General features: G+C 35.9%; 17 protein-coding genes and 1 tRNA gene. 12 read left to right on the top strand and 6 right to left on the bottom strand.

Annotation, left to right across the window (positions count from 1 at the left end; genetic code table 11):
- The 8 genes from gp17 (at position 1) to JCM15092_RS03200 (ending at position 7,075) form a co-directional block, all read left to right on the top strand.
- On the top strand, positions 1-399 hold the full coding sequence (gp17, locus tag JCM15092_RS03235; RefSeq protein WP_024993401.1) for a tail completion protein gp17: 399 nt from the start codon (positions 1-3) through the stop codon (positions 397-399).
- Position 400: 1 nt separating this feature from the next.
- Positions 401-856, top strand: a complete 456-nt coding sequence (locus tag JCM15092_RS03230; protein WP_024993400.1) for a phage tail protein — start codon at positions 401-403, stop codon at positions 854-856.
- Positions 857-915: 59 nt separating this feature from the next.
- Entirely contained in the window at positions 916-1,218 is a 303-nt protein-coding gene (locus JCM15092_RS03225) for a hypothetical protein (RefSeq protein ID WP_024993399.1), read from the top strand.
- A 71-nt stretch (positions 1,219-1,289) separates the two neighbouring features.
- The gene (locus JCM15092_RS03220) at positions 1,290-1,523 is read left to right on the top strand and encodes a hypothetical protein (RefSeq protein ID WP_235782259.1); all 234 of its coding nucleotides are present in this window, start codon (positions 1,290-1,292) and stop codon (positions 1,521-1,523) included.
- Entirely contained in the window at positions 1,523-3,391 is a 1,869-nt protein-coding gene (locus JCM15092_RS16470) for a hypothetical protein (RefSeq protein WP_024993397.1), read from the top strand. Before JCM15092_RS03220 ends, JCM15092_RS16470 begins: the two co-directional genes overlap by 1 nt.
- Positions 3,388-5,823: a hypothetical protein gene (locus JCM15092_RS03210; RefSeq protein WP_148296588.1), complete on the top strand. Its 2,436-nt coding sequence runs from the start codon at positions 3,388-3,390 to the stop codon at positions 5,821-5,823. Before JCM15092_RS16470 ends, JCM15092_RS03210 begins: the two co-directional genes overlap by 4 nt.
- A 3-nt stretch (positions 5,824-5,826) precedes the next feature.
- Positions 5,827-6,159, top strand: a complete 333-nt coding sequence (locus JCM15092_RS03205) for a hypothetical protein (RefSeq protein ID WP_024993395.1) — start codon at positions 5,827-5,829, stop codon at positions 6,157-6,159.
- Positions 6,160-6,649: 490 nt separating this feature from the next.
- Positions 6,650-7,075, top strand: coding sequence for a hypothetical protein (locus JCM15092_RS03200; RefSeq protein ID WP_148296587.1), 426 nt, complete (start codon positions 6,650-6,652; stop codon positions 7,073-7,075).
- A 477-nt stretch (positions 7,076-7,552) separates the two neighbouring features.
- Here the strand turns inward: JCM15092_RS03200 and JCM15092_RS03195 are convergent, their stop codons facing one another.
- Together JCM15092_RS03195 and JCM15092_RS03190 are read right to left on the bottom strand one after the other, a co-directional pair.
- Complete coding sequence (locus JCM15092_RS03195) at positions 7,553-7,924, bottom strand: hypothetical protein (protein WP_024993393.1); 372 nt, start codon at positions 7,922-7,924, stop codon at positions 7,553-7,555.
- Between the two features lie 80 nt (positions 7,925-8,004).
- Entirely contained in the window at positions 8,005-8,250 is a 246-nt protein-coding gene (locus JCM15092_RS03190) for a helix-turn-helix domain-containing protein (protein ID WP_024993392.1), read from the bottom strand.
- Positions 8,251-8,399: 149 nt separating this feature from the next.
- On the opposite strand from JCM15092_RS03190, the gene JCM15092_RS03185 reads away from it, so the two are divergent.
- Both JCM15092_RS03185 and JCM15092_RS03180 read left to right on the top strand, forming a co-directional pair.
- Positions 8,400-8,672, top strand: a complete 273-nt coding sequence (locus tag JCM15092_RS03185; protein WP_024993391.1) for a hypothetical protein — start codon at positions 8,400-8,402, stop codon at positions 8,670-8,672.
- Position 8,673: 1 nt separating this feature from the next.
- Positions 8,674-8,949 carry a hypothetical protein gene (locus tag JCM15092_RS03180; protein ID WP_024993390.1) on the top strand — a complete coding sequence of 92 codons (276 nt, stop codon included), beginning with the start codon at positions 8,674-8,676 and terminating at the stop codon, positions 8,947-8,949.
- Between the two features lie 429 nt (positions 8,950-9,378).
- Here the strand turns inward: JCM15092_RS03180 and JCM15092_RS03170 are convergent.
- The 4 genes from JCM15092_RS03170 to JCM15092_RS03155 form a co-directional block, all read right to left on the bottom strand.
- Positions 9,379-9,452 (bottom strand) — tRNA-Arg (locus JCM15092_RS03170).
- A 56-nt stretch (positions 9,453-9,508) separates the two neighbouring features.
- Complete coding sequence (locus tag JCM15092_RS03165; RefSeq protein WP_024993389.1) at positions 9,509-10,231, bottom strand: AbgT family transporter; 723 nt, start codon at positions 10,229-10,231, stop codon at positions 9,509-9,511.
- On the bottom strand, positions 10,221-10,949 hold the full coding sequence (locus JCM15092_RS03160) for a DUF5932 domain-containing protein (protein WP_024993388.1): 729 nt from the start codon (positions 10,947-10,949) through the stop codon (positions 10,221-10,223). Before JCM15092_RS03160 ends, JCM15092_RS03165 begins: the two co-directional genes overlap by 11 nt.
- 17 nt (positions 10,950-10,966) lie before the next feature.
- On the bottom strand, positions 10,967-15,361 hold the full coding sequence (locus JCM15092_RS03155; protein ID WP_024993387.1) for a DUF5112 domain-containing protein: 4,395 nt from the start codon (positions 15,359-15,361) through the stop codon (positions 10,967-10,969).
- Between the two features lie 129 nt (positions 15,362-15,490).
- Between JCM15092_RS03155 and JCM15092_RS03150 the strand changes: the two genes are divergently transcribed.
- Both JCM15092_RS03150 and JCM15092_RS03145 read left to right on the top strand, forming a co-directional pair.
- Positions 15,491-16,942 (top strand): ATP-binding cassette domain-containing protein, encoded by a 1,452-nt coding sequence (locus tag JCM15092_RS03150; protein ID WP_024993386.1) that lies wholly within the window; start codon positions 15,491-15,493, stop codon positions 16,940-16,942.
- Between the two features lie 146 nt (positions 16,943-17,088).
- On the top strand, positions 17,089-19,314 hold the full coding sequence (locus JCM15092_RS03145) for a patatin-like phospholipase family protein (protein WP_024993385.1): 2,226 nt from the start codon (positions 17,089-17,091) through the stop codon (positions 19,312-19,314).
- Positions 19,315-19,317: the final 3 nt, after the last annotated feature.

Here is a 19,317-nt window from a genome sequence, read left to right as displayed (position 1 = left end):
ATGGGTAAGTTGAACAGTATTCTAGTCGGTAAGGCAATAATAAACATCCTTCAAGCTGATGCGGAGGTTAAAAAGGTACTTGATGAAAAGATATTTCCTTTGGTGGCTGATGAAAACACTACATTCCCTTTTATGGTGTATCGTAGGAACGGTCTTGATGTGGAAGGGAACAAAGATAGTTTTGTCGATGAACAAAACGTAAAAATGGAATTTGCTGTTGCATCCGATTCTTATGGCAGTAGTCTAAATATAGCTATAAAAGTAACTGATGCACTTGTAGGCAAAAGAGGTGCATTTTTAGGTATCAACATTTCAAGAATAGAATTATCTGATGCAACGGAAGATTATATTGATGATGCGTATGTGCAAAATTTAGTGTTTAAAATTAAAATAGAATAATATGAAAATAGAAGGTTCAGATATGATGTGGTTTTTAGGTGGAAAGTCTATTGCACTTGCTAAAAGCCACAAGTTAAATATCACAGCAGAAACAGTTGATACTAGCAATAAGGACGAGGGCGGTGATTGGGATTCTCCAGGAGTAAAGAAACTTGCTTTTGATGGTAATTCAGACAGCCTTTTTCCAAGTGATCCAAAGGGAAACGGATTTGATGATCTGTTTGCTTTGATGATTGCTAAAACTCCTATAGATGCAATTTTTTCTTTAGGTAAGGTTCCAGCCGATGCAGGAAAAGAAGTACCAGAAGGAGGATGGACAGCACCAACAACAAACGGAGGTTATAAAGGTAAAGTAATTATAACAAACCTTGAAATAAATGCACCAAACGGAGATAAGGCGACTTTCTCAGTTCAATTCAAGGGTGTTGGAGAACTTAAAAAAATGGAAACAGCTTAAAAAAAATGTAAGCCACTTATTTCTATTATAGTTATAAGTGGCTTTTTGATTAAAACAATATGAAGATAATAATTAAGGGAAATGAATATGAAATGAAAAGCACTCTTAGAGCGATGTTCATATTCGAGCAGATAAAAGGTGAGTTATTCAGTATTAAAACACTGATGGATGAGTTTATATACTTCTATTCTATCATCATGGCGAACAACCGGGATGCAGAATTTACATTTGACGAGTTTATTGATGAGGCAGATAATGATCCTTCATTGATTGAGCAGTATAAAAATCTTATGAATGAAGAAGCGAAGAAGCAATCAGCATTCAAGAAGAACGAGCCTGTAGATGATAAAAAAAAATTTTAAGCGTTCAGGAAATTTACTCAACACTTGTTTTTAATGGCTTGTCTCCTGAATACGTCCTTGATAGAATGCAGATGTATGAGATTAAACCATTGATTGAATCAAGCTATTTAAGGAATAAGGATAATTGGGAACAGGCGAGAATGATAGCTTATATAATGGCTCAAAGCAATTCAACAAATAAGATTGAACCTACTGATATAATAAAATTCTCATGGGATAAGACAGAAGAATCAACGGTTGTTTCTGATGTGGATGTTGAGAGATTAACCAGAAAGGCAGAGGAATACTCAAAATATTTTAAGTAATGGCAGATTTAGTAACAAGATTATTATTAAACAGCACTCAGTTTGATAACAATATATTAAAGAGCACAAAACAGATTCAGGGAATTGAAGCAGTAGGAAATAAAGTAAGTGGTGCGTTCAATTCCTCTTTCTCTTCTATGATTGGTATCGCCGCTAAATTTGCCGGTGGTATTGGTTTAGCTATGGGTGCTACCGAACTTTTCAATAAAGCTGTTAATTCCACTCAAACAACAGGTGATGCATGGGTGAAGATGCAAGATGAAATGAAAGGTGCTCTTGATACCTTCTATGTAGCTCTTGCAACGGGTAATTTTCAAGGCTTTTTGAATAACCTTTCCGACGCTATTGATAAAGCAGGCCGTTTATCCGTTATTCTGGATAACTTAGGCACTAAAACACTCTTCAATAATGCCCAGTATGATGATTTAAGAACCCAGTATCAATTAGAAGTCGATGCAGCTAAAGCGCGCAATATGAGCGATGCAGAAAGAAACAAACATTTAGAGAAAGCAAAAAGTATTCTGAAAGAAATGGTTTCATTACGCACCCCTTTGAAGTCGGCAAACAACGAGGCATATTATGCAACTCTAGATGCTGATGCAGCTAAATTCTTCAAAGGAAACATCAAAAGGTCAACTTGGGATTATGTGATGAAGGATACCAACAGGCCTAAAGTTGAACAGAGCGCTGCAAACTATAAGAATAAAGTAGAATCATACAATTCTAAGATTCTATCCTCACAGGCGTACGACGATGCACTACAAAAAATGGTCGACACACCAGAGACTAAAAAGATAAGGGATGAATTTAATAAATACAGGCGATCGGCACAAGGCAGATACGAAGAGTTTGCGAAACAATTCTTAGAAATGGGCGATGATGAGAAATCAGCTATTGCAAGTGCTATTAAAATGAAGGCTGCAGCTAATGCTATTACAGTGGATATATCGTCAAAACAGCTAGAAGTAGCAAACGCCGATGCGAAAATTAATGGTTCTTTCAACAAACAGAACAAGGGAACTACAAATAAAGGGGTAAAGATAACCAAAGACGAAATTTTGCCTCCTGGAAGCATTGCAGAGATAGACAAAGAGATTCTTGATTTACAGAAGAACTTTTCAAAGGCGACAACCGACACAGCCAGGGCAGCACTACAGGCAAAGATAAATGAGTTAAAGGAAATAGTGAATGAACTTAATTTCAAAGCTAATCATCCAACATCTCCTGAGGTAACCCAAAATAAGACGAGCCTTAAAGTAAATTCAGATCCTACAAAAGGTTTGAATGTTAATGGATATGGAGTAAAACCGATATACACAACGAAAGATATAGCGGTGAACAATGATTATTTAGAAAGCTTGAACGCTATTTCTAATGTAATGGGGAACATTCAATCAGCTACAGACGGAGCTTCTAATAGTTGGCTAACTTATGCACAGAATGTAATGACAAGTATTGCAGGAATGACAACAGCAATTCTTTCATTAAGTGCTGCAAATCAGGTCGAGCAATCTACATCTTCCGGGGCAGCCGTTGCGGAATCGGCTAAGTCAGCCGCTCAGACACCTTTTATAGGATGGCTTCTTGTTGGTGGTGCCATTGCAAGTGTTGTTGCAGCTTTGTCAGCTATTCCAAAGTTTGCAACGGGCGGTATAGTAGGCGGCAACTCTACAATCGGAGATATGAACATAGCAAGGGTAAACAGTGGTGAGATGATTCTTAACGGTTCACAGCAAGGAAAGTTATTTTCAATGATAAACGAGGGTGCAACTTCTAGCAGTGGAGGTAAAGTAACATTCAAAATCAAAGGTCAGGAACTTGTTGGAGTTCTTAATAATTATAATTCTAAAATGGGGAAATTAAGATGAAGTATAAACAAAGATTTCATTCCACATTTTACGACGTGGACAATAATAAGATAGATGTTCAGATTTACAAGAATGTTGAAGATGCTACAGAAGTGACGGACGAGGTATTAACCCTTTCAGCAGATGCGATAAGTATAAAGTATGTTTCCGATGATATATTTCAGCCGTTGAAACAATCGGGATGTACTATTAATATTCTTACTAATAGTATCTTAACAGACCTATACACAGGGGAACTTAATAAAGTAACGGTTAAGGTATTTAAGAATGAGACGTTGTTTTGGTTTGGATTCCTCACTCCGAACATTTATTCAAGCGAGTTTGAAAGTGATCTCGATTTGTTACAACTTGAGTTTGTTGATGTTGTTTCCAATCTGGAGAATGTAAAGTTTAGTAAGTCGGAAAATAGTATAGGTTCATTCTATGATATTATAACTGCAGCACTAAAAAGAATAGATACCGGGTGTACTATAAACAAGGTTTATTTACATAATTCACTTACTATTGACGGCGGCCATGATGTATTAAAGAATCTGTATATCCAGGAAAGAAACTTCTATGACGAGAGCGAAGAACCACAAACATACAAAGAGGTGATAGAGGATATTCTCAGATATTTAGGAATGACCTTAATACAATTCCAAGACCGATATTATTTAATTGACTATGAAGCCTTAAAAAGCGGAAACTACAGCTTTACAAAGTTTGACCTCACAGAAGAGTCAAGCGAGATTGTAACATTAGAGCAGGATAAAAGGACTTTAGGCAATATAGGCATATCAAGCGCTAATGCTTCTATCTCTTTGGGTAATATATATAATCAAGTATCAATCGTGGCAAATTGCAATCCTGCAGACAGTGTACGGCCTGATTTGATAGATAATGATGATCTTGAAGCCGTATCATCTGTAGAAAGCAAGTTATACAGTAGCGGAAAGCCTAATTATAAGAATTACGAAGTAAACCACTATATTTCCAAGAGCAAGGGAAATTGGAACATAGACGGAAAATGTACGTTTGCAGAAAATGTACGTGATTATCCTACATGGAGTAATCTTGCAAATGTAATAGAAGGCACGTTCTATGATAATATCTTTTTATATGAGAAAGACAAAGTGCCTGAAAGCCCAAGTTATACAAGTTATTTGGCTAATAGTTGGAATACTGCAAATGTAGCTTATAAAGACTTTGACAAACTTATAATAAACAATCCTGAACAGCCGAAAGTATTTATAGCAAAAGGCGGTGCGTTTGTCATAAACCTTTCGTTTGTTCTATCTAAAATGAATTATTGGTATGAGAATCTTAACCAGAACATAGAAGATACAGAACTTAAAACTAAATGTTGGTTTCCTACTTCTCTTTCTTATGGTGGAAAGTGGTTTGACGGTTCGAAATGGAGAACGGACCAGGATTGGACTTTCATTAATACTTATATTCCCGATGCCTCAGTAGGTTCACCAACAATTGACGAGGTGCAGGACTCAGGTCTGATGTATAACATTTATAATTCGGACAAATCTATATGTATATCAGTTAGTGAAAGTGTGTATAACAGTTATACAGGTTATAAAGACACAACGGTTCCAGATAGTTGGGAGGTTGAAGATGAAGATTACGGAACGCCAAACGGGCATTATCACACAGAGTATGAGCAAATGAGTTGTTACACCAATGGGACAACAAGCTATAAAGTAAATGAATATACTATAGAAAGAATATTGCTGAAAAATAAATTTGCCATACGTACAGACTTCATAAAATATCCTGATTTGTTCAACAATACTAATAGCCTTGAGAATCAAGTAAGTTGGAAGCAAGGTTATGCAAACCCCGTACAAGGTAATATTATTCCTTTGGGTGATATGACTATTTGCGGAGAAATAGATTTGAAAATAAGTAGACCGTTTTTAGCTCAGAGCTTAAGTAATTGGATGTACTACATGAACAGGAACACAGACGGGATAAAGGCCGTTTATATTTCTGATTTTGTTTTTAAGTATCTTAATGAAAACGGACTTAAAGATAAAAATACAGGTGAAACGATTGACTCCGATATTCTATATAAAAATGTAATCAACAGTGATAATATAACTGAGCTTGACGATATTACTATGAGGGTGAACACCTATTCACCTGTAGCAGCTTCATACTCTTATGTAATTAAGAAAGACGGTTCAAACTATGACTTTGTAGATACACTTTCAAAATACGGACATACAGATTCAAATAAGATGGAAGTGTTTAATATTGGTAAATATGTAGACCATTACAGCAAACCAAAGTTTATCTATACAAATACTCTCCATAACAAGAATATACTACCATATTCAATAATCAGTATGAAGTCATTAAACAAAGATATGTTTGTAGATAGTATTACATACGATATGAAGAACAATTCAGCAGAAGTAAATTTAAAGGAGGTATAAGATATGCAGATAGTAGCAACACAGATTCCACATATATACAGAAACAAGTATTTAAGGAATGGATCAACATCAACAACAAAGACAAGTAATGGCTTTGCCGGGAGTTCTGAGGTAGACACCTCAAGTGAGTTTGAACATATTGATGAGATAAATCTTGCAAGAATGCTTTTAGATTTGAATCAAAGACTGATGAGTACGGAGAATGAACTATTCCGAAGGGACAAAGCAAATTCTATATGGAGAGGTGAAGAAATCGAACATTTGTTTAAACTTATAAAGGAGAATAAGCCTAATCTTATTTCGGGTGCTGCATGGCATTACGCATGGGGAAATTAATTTGTATTACAAAAGTTTCTAATGATATAAACGGATAAAGTGTTATCCGTGCATGATTTTTCATATAATTTAGTTTGTGAATTATGGTGAGATTGCTCGTGAGAGTAGTCTCACTTTCTTTTTATAAATTGTGCTTTTTTTGTAGTATGTCACAAGGGGTATGGGTATAAATTGTTTTGATAACGGATCGTAAACCACACACAACTTCCGTTCACACAAACGGAGATTTTTCAAAAGTTTGGAAATGCATTTTGGTAAAAATAACGGATACACTCTAATTTAGTGAAAAAGGAGTTACACTATGTAACTCCTTAATATTAAGTTTAAATTTTATTCAAATAGAAAATGATGAATAATTCATCATTTAGAGATGCCAGCTACTAAGTTCCTGCTGTATCAGTCATTAAAATTCGTGCCATACTCATATTATTTATATTGAAAATTAGATTTGCATTACATTTTTCTCTATTGCTATAAAACGATAATGGGAATGGACTTTTCGATTATATCAAGTCTGAAGAGCATAAAAGAAGAAAGAGAGTGTCTTTATCAAGCAGAGAAGAAACTCTCAACACCAATATTACGTGACATGAGCCTTATTCCAGAGCTTTACTCATATTATAGGAAGCTTTACCCTATTCCAGGCGGAAGACAGCGCATTTCGCTTTATAATAAGTATTTCGTTTTTTCTATTATATACCTTTATTCACCCAACACGCTTGCAGGGAATCAGATAAAGAACGGACTCAGAGAAAAGATTGCTGAGACTGTAGGGATAAATAATGGAACAAGAATTTCTCAATTATGTGCCAATCTTGCTTTTGATTACGAGACATACAAAGATTTTAGAGATACGATGGATAATGTTTATAATGAGCTTACATCTTGGCTTAGAGCCAAAGAACTAATAAAATAAATCAAAGTTATGCTTAGTAATAGAATTTATTATTAATTTTGAAGTGCATGTTGTTGTAAGAGTCGCTTGTGTATTAGATATATGGGCGGCTCTTTTTATGTTCCTGTTGCTCTAAGGCAAATAAGCCCAACGCGATAAGCCGGTATGTAATTTAGCATAGCTAGAGGATATTTTTCACCTTAGCAATACCAGATATTATTGTAACTTTCACTAAATCAGCCGAGAGGATTTTCTTCACTTTGCCAAAACGAGAATTTCCGCAACGTCTAACTACCACTAAATCAGCCAAACTTAAATTTCTAAGTTTGGTAAATCTATATCTAACTAATTGACTCTCTGATATGTGAGATTTTCTCACAATTGCTAATTTAATCAAAGTAAGATTTCCAACTTAGTCAGACTATAATAGTTGTAGCAAAACGTAGCATTTGCTAGACACAAAAATTCCCCAAACCAATTAAGGAATGGGGATTCTGTTTATTTTTTAACTACAACTGCTTTAATCTCTCCATCTTCACCTAATCTCTTTTCAGAAACAAGGATGATACGTACGGTAGGACTTTCCCAACTATAAAACTCGCCCAATCCCTTGCCGTCAGATGCTGGTAATTCTCCTTCATTTTCACCTACAACATTAGAAATCTTATCGAATTTATCTTTTATTTTATTTACATATTGTTGTTGATTATAAGTATCCTCAATAGATGCGGTGTATGAAGTACCTCCATCTTGAGTACCAATTACTACGTTTTTACATACGCTTTCAAAAGCAGATTTATACTCATCTTGACAACTTGTAAATAAAACTAATGTTAAAATCAGAGAGAATAAAAAGAAAATCCTTTTCATATTATATAAATTTAGTTAATAATATTCTAAAGTAGTAACTACTATTAACTAAAACAATATTATGGATGAGTTATTTTCTATTATTCTACCTTGATATTTATAGGTTTGCCACAATGAGGGCAAGTAATATTGAGATTATCCTTTTGCTCCTCGAACAATTCCGTTACAGATACGCCCAAAGCGGATGCAATCTTTTCAAGTGTCTCAATAGTTGGATTGCCTTGTACCTGTTTTCTTAACGCAATATCAGAAATACCCAATTTTTCAGCAAGATTTTTAAATAGTATGTTTTTCTCTTTACATACTTCTTTTACTCTTAATTCCATAACCTATATTTTAAATTATTATGCTACAAACATAACTAATATATTTTGGTTTAAATGTTAAACAATAGTTAAAAGTTATGTTTATGCTTGCATAATACAAACCTTTAAGTTATGTTTGCACCACAAAACAAAACAAATAATTTATTATTATGGAAAAAGAATTAATTTCAACAGAATGCCAAAAGGCAGCAGAGAGTATTAAAGTAAGTGATGAAACAAAAGCTATTCTAAAGTGTAAGGCTATGCTTTCAGACGTATATCAGACAGTCAGCAATGTATGTTTAAGTTTTGAGCCTGAGAGCTGTGATGTAAGGACTGAAAAATTTTATGAGAAGCTTGAAGAGTTGAATGAAGAGCTGATAATAATCATGAATGATGTAATAGACATAAAATCAGTACTAACAGATTATAAGGAAATGTAATATGAAAGAAGTGGATTTTAAGAGCCAAGAGGCAACGATTAAAAAGTATACCGACAATATATCAGACATACAAGTAAGTGAAGAGACAAAGAGAATACTCCTATGCAAGGCTCTATCTTGTGCAGTAGCCTATGTTCGGGAAATAATGGAGACTATGTACGGGAAGCTATATAATAATCTTGATGAGCCTTACTGGCTTTTAGATAACGAGATAACAAAGGTACTTGGCGAAGTCATAGACAACCATACAAACGATAACGCATTTAAAGTATTATGAGAAGAATAGAAGTAACAGAACACGCAGCCGAAATGATCGAGCGGTTTCGTACGGAAGAGATATTAAGTATCAAGGCTCAAATATGCGATGCTTTCAGAGAACTATCATTCTTAGATGGTGATGATAAGGATGAGATATTAAATAAGCTTGGAATCTCGTTAATATGATAAACGAGTTAGCGAGAACGGAAGATGAATAGATAATAAAGCAAGCCCTGAAGATACAAGAGGGGAAGTAAATAAAACATTTTCACTATTGGGCAGGTGTTTCTTTTGGGGGAGGAGGCTACCTAAATTAATAGATAGCCTTTTTTAAGAATCTCACTGTCGAAAATTCGACTATGAAAAATTATGTTGTGCAATTGTTGTGCATTAATAAAAAAGAAAAACCGCAAGTACTTTATTTTAAGCTACTTACAGTTTTCTTCAGTGATTCCGAAGCGATTCGAACGCTTGACCCACGCCTTAGAAGGGCGTTGCTCTATCCAGCTGAGCTACGGAACCATCCTTGTTTGCGGTTGCAAAGGTAGGATATTTTTTGATATTTGCAAAGGAATATATTACTTTTTTGAAGCTTTTTTTTCAGGCTCCACTTTAATGATTTGTACTAGAGGTAAATAGCAAAAGACATCAAATACGAAATAAAGCAACTCTTCTGAAACCCCCATGGATTGGAGCATATTGGAGTAAATAAGTGATGCAAAGAACTGTACAACAAAAAAGAGAATAATGAAATAATCAGAACACCTTCTGTACAAAAAAGTCATTCCTTTTATTATGTCTCTGTCACTTCTGTATTTACCGGAAATGTATCCATATACTAAACCAGTCAGTCCAAAACCGAAAGAGATAATGTAAAAAAGACCCATCTCAAATGGAGAATTAACCAAAGTACCTGTAACACTCTTAAGTATAGCAAATGGTGAGAATGTTATTAATGCTATTGTAATGATATATATAAGCAAAGTTATCAGGGAGAGAAAGAGAGAGCGTTTCTCTTTTCTTGTTAAACTCTGACGTAAAACACTCTTCTTTATTGCTTCAAAGAAACCGGAATATATAGTTAGCCCCAGCCCAATGAAAAGTATCATTATGATACCCAATGCAGGCTGTTGCATATAGTTAGATACAGCATTCTTAAGTTCCCATCTTATTCCATCCGAGTTCAGAAGACTCTGGACAGAACCAGCACCATATACTCTCCCTATCCACGACAGAAGTGCTACTGCTATCGTGCCCAAGAAGAATATAGTGGCAAGATGTGGAAAGTGTCTACTCTTCATCTGCTTCAAGATTATCTATATCAATTATTCTCAGCTCAAAAGCTCGTGTTACTAGACGACAAGCATTTACTCCAATCCTCTCATCAGAGGTAAAGAGACGATTAACGAGCTCATTCTGACGTTTCTCTATAGATTTTACACCGAAAGGCATTCCCTTGAGATTTGTTATCATCTCTTTAGTATATCCAAGGGCAAGATGACGCAACAGTCTCTCATCATACTCATCTATATCATAATTAATTATTGCCTCTTGTCTTTTCTGATCCTGAAGAACAGATCGTTTGAATCTGTCTACTATCTTCTCGAGTATAGGATAGTTGAATACAAGTTTCTTCCCGTCAATAAGTGACTTCACATCTGTGCTTGTAAGTAGTTCACCTGTTTTTAGGATAATACCATCGGCTCCTGCATCAAGAACATCAACCCATAACTTCTCATTCAATATCTCACCGGTGAAGATGAGTACCTTTATCTCAGGATGTTCTTTACGGAGTTTTGCACAAATCTCAACACCGATGGTTGTAGAACCACCAAGACCAAGATCGAGTAAAACCATGTCCGGCTTATTCCCTTGAAGTAATGTCCAGAATTCATCTTCAGTCATTGCAGTACCGATAATCTCAGCATTAGGTATCTCATTTCTGAATATCTCCTCAGTACCCTTAAGTTCAAGCTTTACATCTTCTACAATTATTACTTTAAAACTCTTCTCATCCATATGTATCTGTTTTATTATTATCTATTACCTTTCAATGGCACTGTAAACCATATTGTATATCCACCATTCTCTGCAACAGATGCATTTATTCTGCATCCTCTCCTACCTGTATACTGATCGTGGTCACGAATTATCTGCTTACAAATCAACAACTCAGTTCCGGCCATAATTCCGCTCTCATCTATTCTCAACCCCAAACTGTCGGGATAGAAGAGTTGGTTAAGTTCATCCTGACTCTTCTCTTCACGATCATCAGTGAAATCAAATCTGGCAAAATCACCTTCTCTGTAGATTGATAGTTTCAACTTTCCATCTCTCTTAAGATAAAGGGCATTACTTATTAGATTCTCTAGCATAAACTTCAGCTGGATCTCATCACCTAAGATAGATATATCCTGTGAATCTACAGAAAGATCTATATTGCAAGATAATTTCTTTGTTACATACTTGAAATACTTCAATGCATGATTTTCGAGCATTGAGGATTCTATCTCGCTCCTCTTGAATGTCACATCAGCCAACTGCCTCAAGGCACATCCTGTAAGTATAGTAAAGACATCTTTGTAATATACAATAAGCTCATTTATTGTCTTTATCTGTTCCAGTTGGCCCTCATTATCATCTTCCGAAGAGCTCTTGAGAACAATCTGTTTTATCTTGTTCGGATAATAAATTGTCTCATGCTTAATTGTCGAAAGGCAATTGTCAAGGACCATGTTTTGCACGTGAAGAAGATTCTCTTCATGCTTAGCTCTTCTGAAATCATCCTGAGCATTCTCAATATCTCTATGTTTCTTCTCGACTATCACTACGGCATTATAAACAACAATGGCTACATATCCGGCTACAATTTCAAGCATCAGATTCTCATCTTCCTTGCTAACAGATAAAGATCCCTTTATGGCCAAAACTCCTACACATAGCTTCTTGTCGAGGACCTCAATAAGAAGAGGCATACATTTGTATCCTTCATCTTCCATCTTAACCTCTTCATCGAATGACTTCTTCATCATAGACAAGAGTTCCATATCATCGGATGATTGCACATTCTGCGAGAATACAAGTTTCTTCTCCTCTTCATTATATACAGCCAAACCAAGAAGTGAGATTGGTATAAGTTCATTCATCTCATCAAAGATGTCATCGATAATCTTTGTTGTTACTTCATCAGGATTACGCATCCTCAGGAAAGATGAGGTAAAGAGTTTCTTATTTATCTCAAGAATCTGTTCCAGATTATACCTATACATCAGCATATGCCTTGAATAGAGAACGTAATATCCTATTATGAGGATAAATAGCAAAACTACGCAAAGTATCATGGCAACAATCTTATTATTCGATGATATCTGCATCCTGTTGCAATATTGCTCCAATGATGAATCCTTACTAATCTGACGATATAGAGATGTATATGCGTTATTGTTGTAGTTATAATTATCTATCTCGCCAAGGGCCAGGAAAGCTACAGCAATCTCATTTCTTAAATCGAGTACAGCATAATAGTCTGTATCAAAACCTTTTTCGAGCCATTTAAGTTCAGAAGGAACGCCCTGTCCCGTGATTCTCATGAATGGACCTTTTGGTGAACCATATCTACTATAATGCTCGTTTAGATAATAAAGTGCACTATCAGCATAAAGTACTGCATCACTATAATATCTATTTACGTTGCTGTTGTATACTTTATATGCATACTGATTTGCAATATATAGAAGGCTGTCATATTTCTCCGATTTTGCCTCAATGACCTTTCTGTTTGATATTTTATCAGGACGCTTCACTCCACATCCATAACAGAATGAGACAAGCAGAAGTATCATCGTAAACTTCTTCAGAATTCCCTTAGGCAAACGGAAATAGAATCGGCTTCCTTTTCCAAGAGTGCTATCAATATCAAACTTGCATACACGAAATATTTCGTTTGTCTTCTTATACTTTTCGATAATACCTTTACAGTTCATCAGTCCGAAGCCTGATCCTTTATTCTGTTTCAACCCCTCCTTGTCAGCACTTGTGCTCATTCCAATATTGCTGGAGTCGTAAATCTTCTCATCAAGTATCTGAGATACATCCTCTTTAGATATGCCAGGCCCATTATCTTCTACAGAGATTTCAACATAATCTTCTGTTTGTGTGGCATAAAGAGATATCTTGCCATTTGCAGGAGTATATTTCCTGGCATTTTCGGCTAAAGTATTTATCATGAAGAGGGTAAGAGCCTTATCTGCTTTTACAACAAAATCATTCTGTGTTACCTCAAGAGTCTGTTTCCTCAACTCGAAAGTACGTCTACCCTTCTCTACCACATCAAAGAGTGAACTTAGTTCGAAGTTCTCGATATTCAGTGAAAGAGTCCCCTGACGCATTTTAATCCAGGCGGCAATGATATCATTGTAGTCGTTTATCTTAGTTATAAGTTCATCTATATATTGTAGTTTCTCTCTCCTTACCGAACTATTATCATAAACAGATGGCTGCAACAGCTTACCGCTCTCGTTTATAATTCTGTCAATAAATGGTGTGATGCCTGTTACAACAAACAGTGAAGCCTTCTTTACAATATTCTGTCTCTTATTCTCAATGATATGTTGCTGATATACATATTTTTCCTTTTCGAGCCTCATCCTTTCATCACCTAAAGAGATAAATGTAGAACCATTGTCTATAGTCCAAAAGATATATGGCAAGACAATATTGATAAGACTCTTGTCCTCCTTATTTATCTTCTTCTTACTTGCTATATAAACCTCTCCTATTGCCTCATTAGAATCAGAGTCGATAATAGGATATGACAGAGAGATATCTGAAACAGGTACATCTTTCTCCTCATCTTTAATAAGAAGTCGGAAATAATCGCAGCCAATAATCTCCTTAATCTCATCTCCTACAGAACTATTTATACAAGATAAAATACCTTCATAGTCCGAAATATCTGATGGAACAGAAGCAGTTATCTTACGGCAAACATCAATTGTCTTCTTTAATTTATCAATGTATATGGCATTTTTCTTCTTCCATCTTCTACTTATTAGATATAGAAGTATTATTATAAATATTATGCCTAATACGACAATTATAAGCATACCTGTCAATAGTTCAGACTCATATTCCAAAAGCTTATACCTGCTCTCAAGTTCTTTATCCTGGCGGGTATAATCAAGTATATCGAGATATATGTTTCTGTTATAGTCTGATTCCGGCTTCATTCCTATTGCAGCATAAGTAACACTTAGCTGTTCACGAAGACGGGCAATCCACTCGGGGACAGTCTTTATACCTTGTTTGTTTATCCATTCCAGCTCTGTGGTTATAGTATCCATAGGAATGAACGTGCTCAAATGGTCTGTACTATCTTTAAGACCATAATACTTCTGATGATGCATATTTACATAATCCAAAGCAACAGATAGATTTTCCAGTCCTTTATCATACTCACCTAACTCATTGTAATATGAAGCAAGGGTACGATATGTACCTGATATCTGATACCAGTCACCATACTTTTTGAACATCTTCAATGCCTGATTAGCAAACTGCAAAGTTAGATCCTGCCATGAAAGACTATCTCTGTTAATCATTCTGATTAGACCTGGGTCTCTTCTCATTATGATATTATAATTCTTCTTGTCTTTCAACAGCTCAGCAATAGCCTGCGATGAGTTAGCTTCAAAATAGATATACCCATTATCCTTACTTAACTTGAGACAGTCGATAAGATAATTGAACTCTCCAATAACTATATCATCATAACTGCTCGCCTGATAAAGTCCTCCTGAACCTATCATGTAGTAGTAATAAAGATATTGAGCAGTATCTGATGCAAGGGTATAGTCAACCTTAATCTCATTTATTGACTCAACAGACAATTCATCCTGCTGAAGGTAATAGTAATATATTGATGAGGTAATATAAAACTCCGAACGAGCATAGTTCAGTCGGTCAATATCATGTTGAGAGGTAATGGTTTTTATATCATCATCTATTCTTTTAAAACGTCGCAATGCACTGTTTCGGTAGTCATAAAAGTCTTTATTCAAAGCTGTACGCTGATATATCTTCATCAGATTTATATCAGCAATCAAGTTCTCTATCTCATTATTGCTCTCGTTGTATACCTGTTTCAGAAACTGTTCCGACTTTTCAAAATCCATCCTCATAAAGTTTACGAAGCCAAGATTATTCAAAGCCTCTGCTCTTCCGGAAGGATAGTTGGTAGACAACTTGTAGGCATCAGATGCTGCCTTCAGAGAGAGGTTTAGATTCTTGTAATGCATGCGATATGAGTAGTTGTTCAGTGAATCAACCATAGCTCTCTCTTTTACTTGTGAATCTCTATTACAAGAAAAAAAAGTGCTTAATGTGATGAACAACATCAATAGAACTGGAGGAGAAAAATATTTACGCCTCATATCTGTTTCTTAAGATTTTCTTACGAGTATATTACAAATGTACAATATTATTTTCATTTTGTAATAATATGGAGGCCAAAATGAAGATGTTTAATATCTTTGCAAAAAGTTGACAAAAAGGTATTACTGATGAGAAATATTATTAATATTGAAAACGGAATAACAAGACATCCTCTCTATAGGATGAAAGAACCAATAAATTTTACTCTTTGTGATAATGAGAATATAGCCATTGTAGGAAATAACGGAGCCGGCAAATCACTTCTTGTAGATACAATAACAGGACGATATCCGATGCTGATGAACGAGGTGGAATATGATTTCTATCCATCTACATCGAATATGGCTTATGACAATTTAAAATATATCACCTTCAGAGATTCATACGGTGATGCTGACGGCAATTACTACTACCAACAGAGATGGAACTCGCAGGACAATGACAGCACTCCGCTTGTTAAAGAACTGCTTCCACAAACCGAGGATAACGAGATAAAAGATACTCTTTACAGTCTCTTCGGTATTGAGCAGATGCTTGATAAACATATCATACTACTCTCAAGCGGTGAAATGAGAAAGTTCCAACTGACAAAAACAATATTAACCAATCCAAGGGTGCTGATTATGGATAACCCTTTCATTGGGCTCGATTCTCCTACCCGTAAACTGCTGCATGACCTTATGGGTAAACTTATAGAGATGACATCACTTCAGATTATACTTGTGCTATCAAAAACTGACGAAATACCTGAGTTCATAACTCATGTAGTTGAAGTAAAAGATAGATTATGCGGTGAAAAAGAGGAGCTGCAAAAGTACCTATCAGGAAAAAAGGCTGTTGACAATCATATCCTGAGCAAAGAGAAAGAGGAGGCTATAATAAATTTGCCATATACCAACGATGAGTATCATAGCGAAGAGATAGTAAATCTGAACAAGGTATCTATAAAGTACGGTGATAGGACAATTCTAAAAGAGTTGAACTTGCAGGTGAACTGTGGAGAGAGATGGGCTCTTATGGGTGAGAATGGCGCAGGGAAATCAACACTTCTCAGTCTGATCTGTGCTGACAATCCTCAAAGCTACGCATGCGACATATCACTATTCGGCAACAAAAGGGGAACCGGAGAGAGCATTTGGGACATTAAGAAACATATAGGATATGTAAGCCCGGAGATGCATAGAGCATACCTAAAGAATATACCATCCATTGAGATTGTGGCAAGTGGATTGCACGACTCTGTAGGACTCTACAAAAGACCAAGACCTGATCAGGTTGAAATATGTGAATGGTGGATGGATATTTTCGGGATAAAGCAGCTGAAAGATATTAATTTTATGAAGCTCTCGAGTGGAGAACAGAGACTTGTACTACTTGCAAGGGCTTTTGTTAAAGACCCTGAGCTTCTTATACTCGATGAACCTCTTCATGGACTTGACATGCAAAACAGACGTATGGTAAAGGATATCATCGAGACGTTCTGTAAAAGAAAGAATAAGACACTCATCATAGTAACACATTACCAGGAAGAGTTGCCTAATGTTATTGACCATACATTAGTTTTAAAGAAGAATAGATAATGATATATTTGATATAGATTGCCAACAATATATTGTTATTCTAAAAATCTTTTAGTTAGTTCAATTTTACAGATTATTTTTATATTTATGAATTAAGAACTTTATTTATTGTTTATTTGTTCCCAAAATAGAGTGAATTGAATATTATGCAAAAGAGAAACCTATTAGTGATATTTTTAGCTTTAGTGATTTTTTCTATATCCACAAACCCATGCTATGCAAAGAAGGCTAAAAAAAGACCAACCGTTGCTGTTGTACTAAGCGGTGGTGGAGCTAAAGGTATGGCACACATAGGGGCTCTTGAGGTTATAAAGAAAGTCGGAATACCTATTGACTACTATGTAGGCACAAGTATGGGAGCAATAATTGGTGGACTTTCATCAATAGGCTACTCTCCGGAACAGCTGGATAGCATGGTAAGAATACAGAACTGGTCGATGCTGTTAAGCGATAGGATTCCACGTGTAAACCAGAATATTCAGGATAGAGAAACTGCAGAGAAATATATCATATCCGTACCTTTTGCTATGAAGATGAAACTACCTCAAGGAGGTGGTCTTATCAAGGGACAGAACCTGGACAACCTGTTCAGCGAACTAACTATTGGGTATCACGATTCTCTAGACTTCAACAAACTGCCTGTACCTTTTGCATGCGTATCTGATAATATTGTAAATGGCAAAGAGGTAAACTTTCACAGCGGTGTTCTTTCACAAGCAATGAGAGCAAGTATGGCAATTCCGGGCGTGTTCACTCCTGTTAGAATGGACAGCATGGTATTGGTGGATGGCGGTGTAATAAATAACTATCCGGTGAACGTGGCAAAAGCTATGGGAGCTGACTACATAATAGGTATTGATGTACAGAGCAACCTAAAACCGGCATCCGAACTCGGTACCGCTCCAAGCATACTTGGGCAGCTGATAAACCTTATGGGGGAAGAGATGTACAAGAAAAACCTTAAGCAGAGCGATGTAGTCATCAAAGTCGATGTTAAAGGATATTCTGCTGCCAGCTTTACTCCTGAGGCTATTGATACATTGATAAGGAGAGGTAGAGAAGCAGGAGATAAACAGCTTGAAGCGCTATTTGAACTGAAGAGAACTTTAGGCCTTGACAGCACATTCATACCTACTCCACCAAATGAATATCCATACTCAAATGACAGAAAGGTATTTGTAAGGAAAGTCATATTCGACGGTTACCACATCAGAGAGAAGAAATGGTTGCTCAAAGAGTGCAACCTGGAAGAGAACTCAGAGATAGATGTCAGAGTCATTGAGCAAGCGGCAACAATGCTTTGTGCCAACATGGGATATGCAAGTGCTACATTCACTCTTCCTCAATCACAGGAAGGGGGTTATAATCTGGTATTCAATCTTACCAAACGTCACGAAAGAATGGTTAACGTTGGATTCAGATTCGATTCGGAAGATATAGCAAGTATACTGATAAACTACACAAACAACTTCAACACTATCTTTCCAACGTCATTATCTGTGACAGCACGCTTAGGTAAGATGGCTCAGGCAAAGATTAATTATGGTGTGGAAACTGCTCCTCTGAAGCTTTACAACTTCTCGTATTCATTCAATTATAATGATATTAATTTCTACAATAATGGTATTAAGACACACAACTCTACATTCAGATATCATAGTGTAGAGGCTACTTTTACCGATTTATGGATGAAGAATATAAAGTTCACAGGCGGTTTGCGTTATGAACTATATGACTACAGCAAGGCACTGTTCACAGAGGGAATTGAGATGTTCGATATAAAGACCGAGCACTTCTATGACTACTTTGTAAATTTGCATTACGATTCCTTCGATAAAGCATATTTCCCATCAAAGGGTATATCTACTAAGGGATCATTCCATCTATATACAGATAACTTCGTACAATATAATGATAAAACTCCCTTCTCATCTGTCGATGGTACTTTCGAGAGTGTTATCCCAGTATCAAGTCGTTTCTCAATAATGCCTTTCGTTGGAGGAAGATTTGTATTCGGAGCAGATATACCATATTCGAAGATGAACGTAATGGGTGGAGATATCTCCGAGAAATATCTACAGCAACAACTTCCTTTTATAGGTATAAACAATGTTGAGATAATGGATAACTCTCTACTTATCGGATCGCTGAAGTTCAGACAGAGAATGGGTAGTATACATTATCTATCATTTACAACAAACTATGCATTCAGTGGTCATAAGATTAAAGAATTATTTAATTCAAAGACTATGTTCGGATGTGGAATATGCTATGGTATAGATAGTATGTTCGGCCCACTAGAGGCATCATTAAACTATGCCAATCATGCAGATGAGGTTAGCATGTATATAAACCTGGGATATAAATTCTGATAG

Origin of the sequence: Phocaeicola paurosaccharolyticus JCM 15092, from assembly GCF_000613805.1 — a bacterium.
Taxonomy (GTDB): domain Bacteria; phylum Bacteroidota; class Bacteroidia; order Bacteroidales; family Bacteroidaceae; genus Phocaeicola; species Phocaeicola paurosaccharolyticus.
The sequence above is the reverse complement of the archived record's forward strand: the minus strand, read 5'-3'. Positions and strand labels throughout refer to the sequence as shown.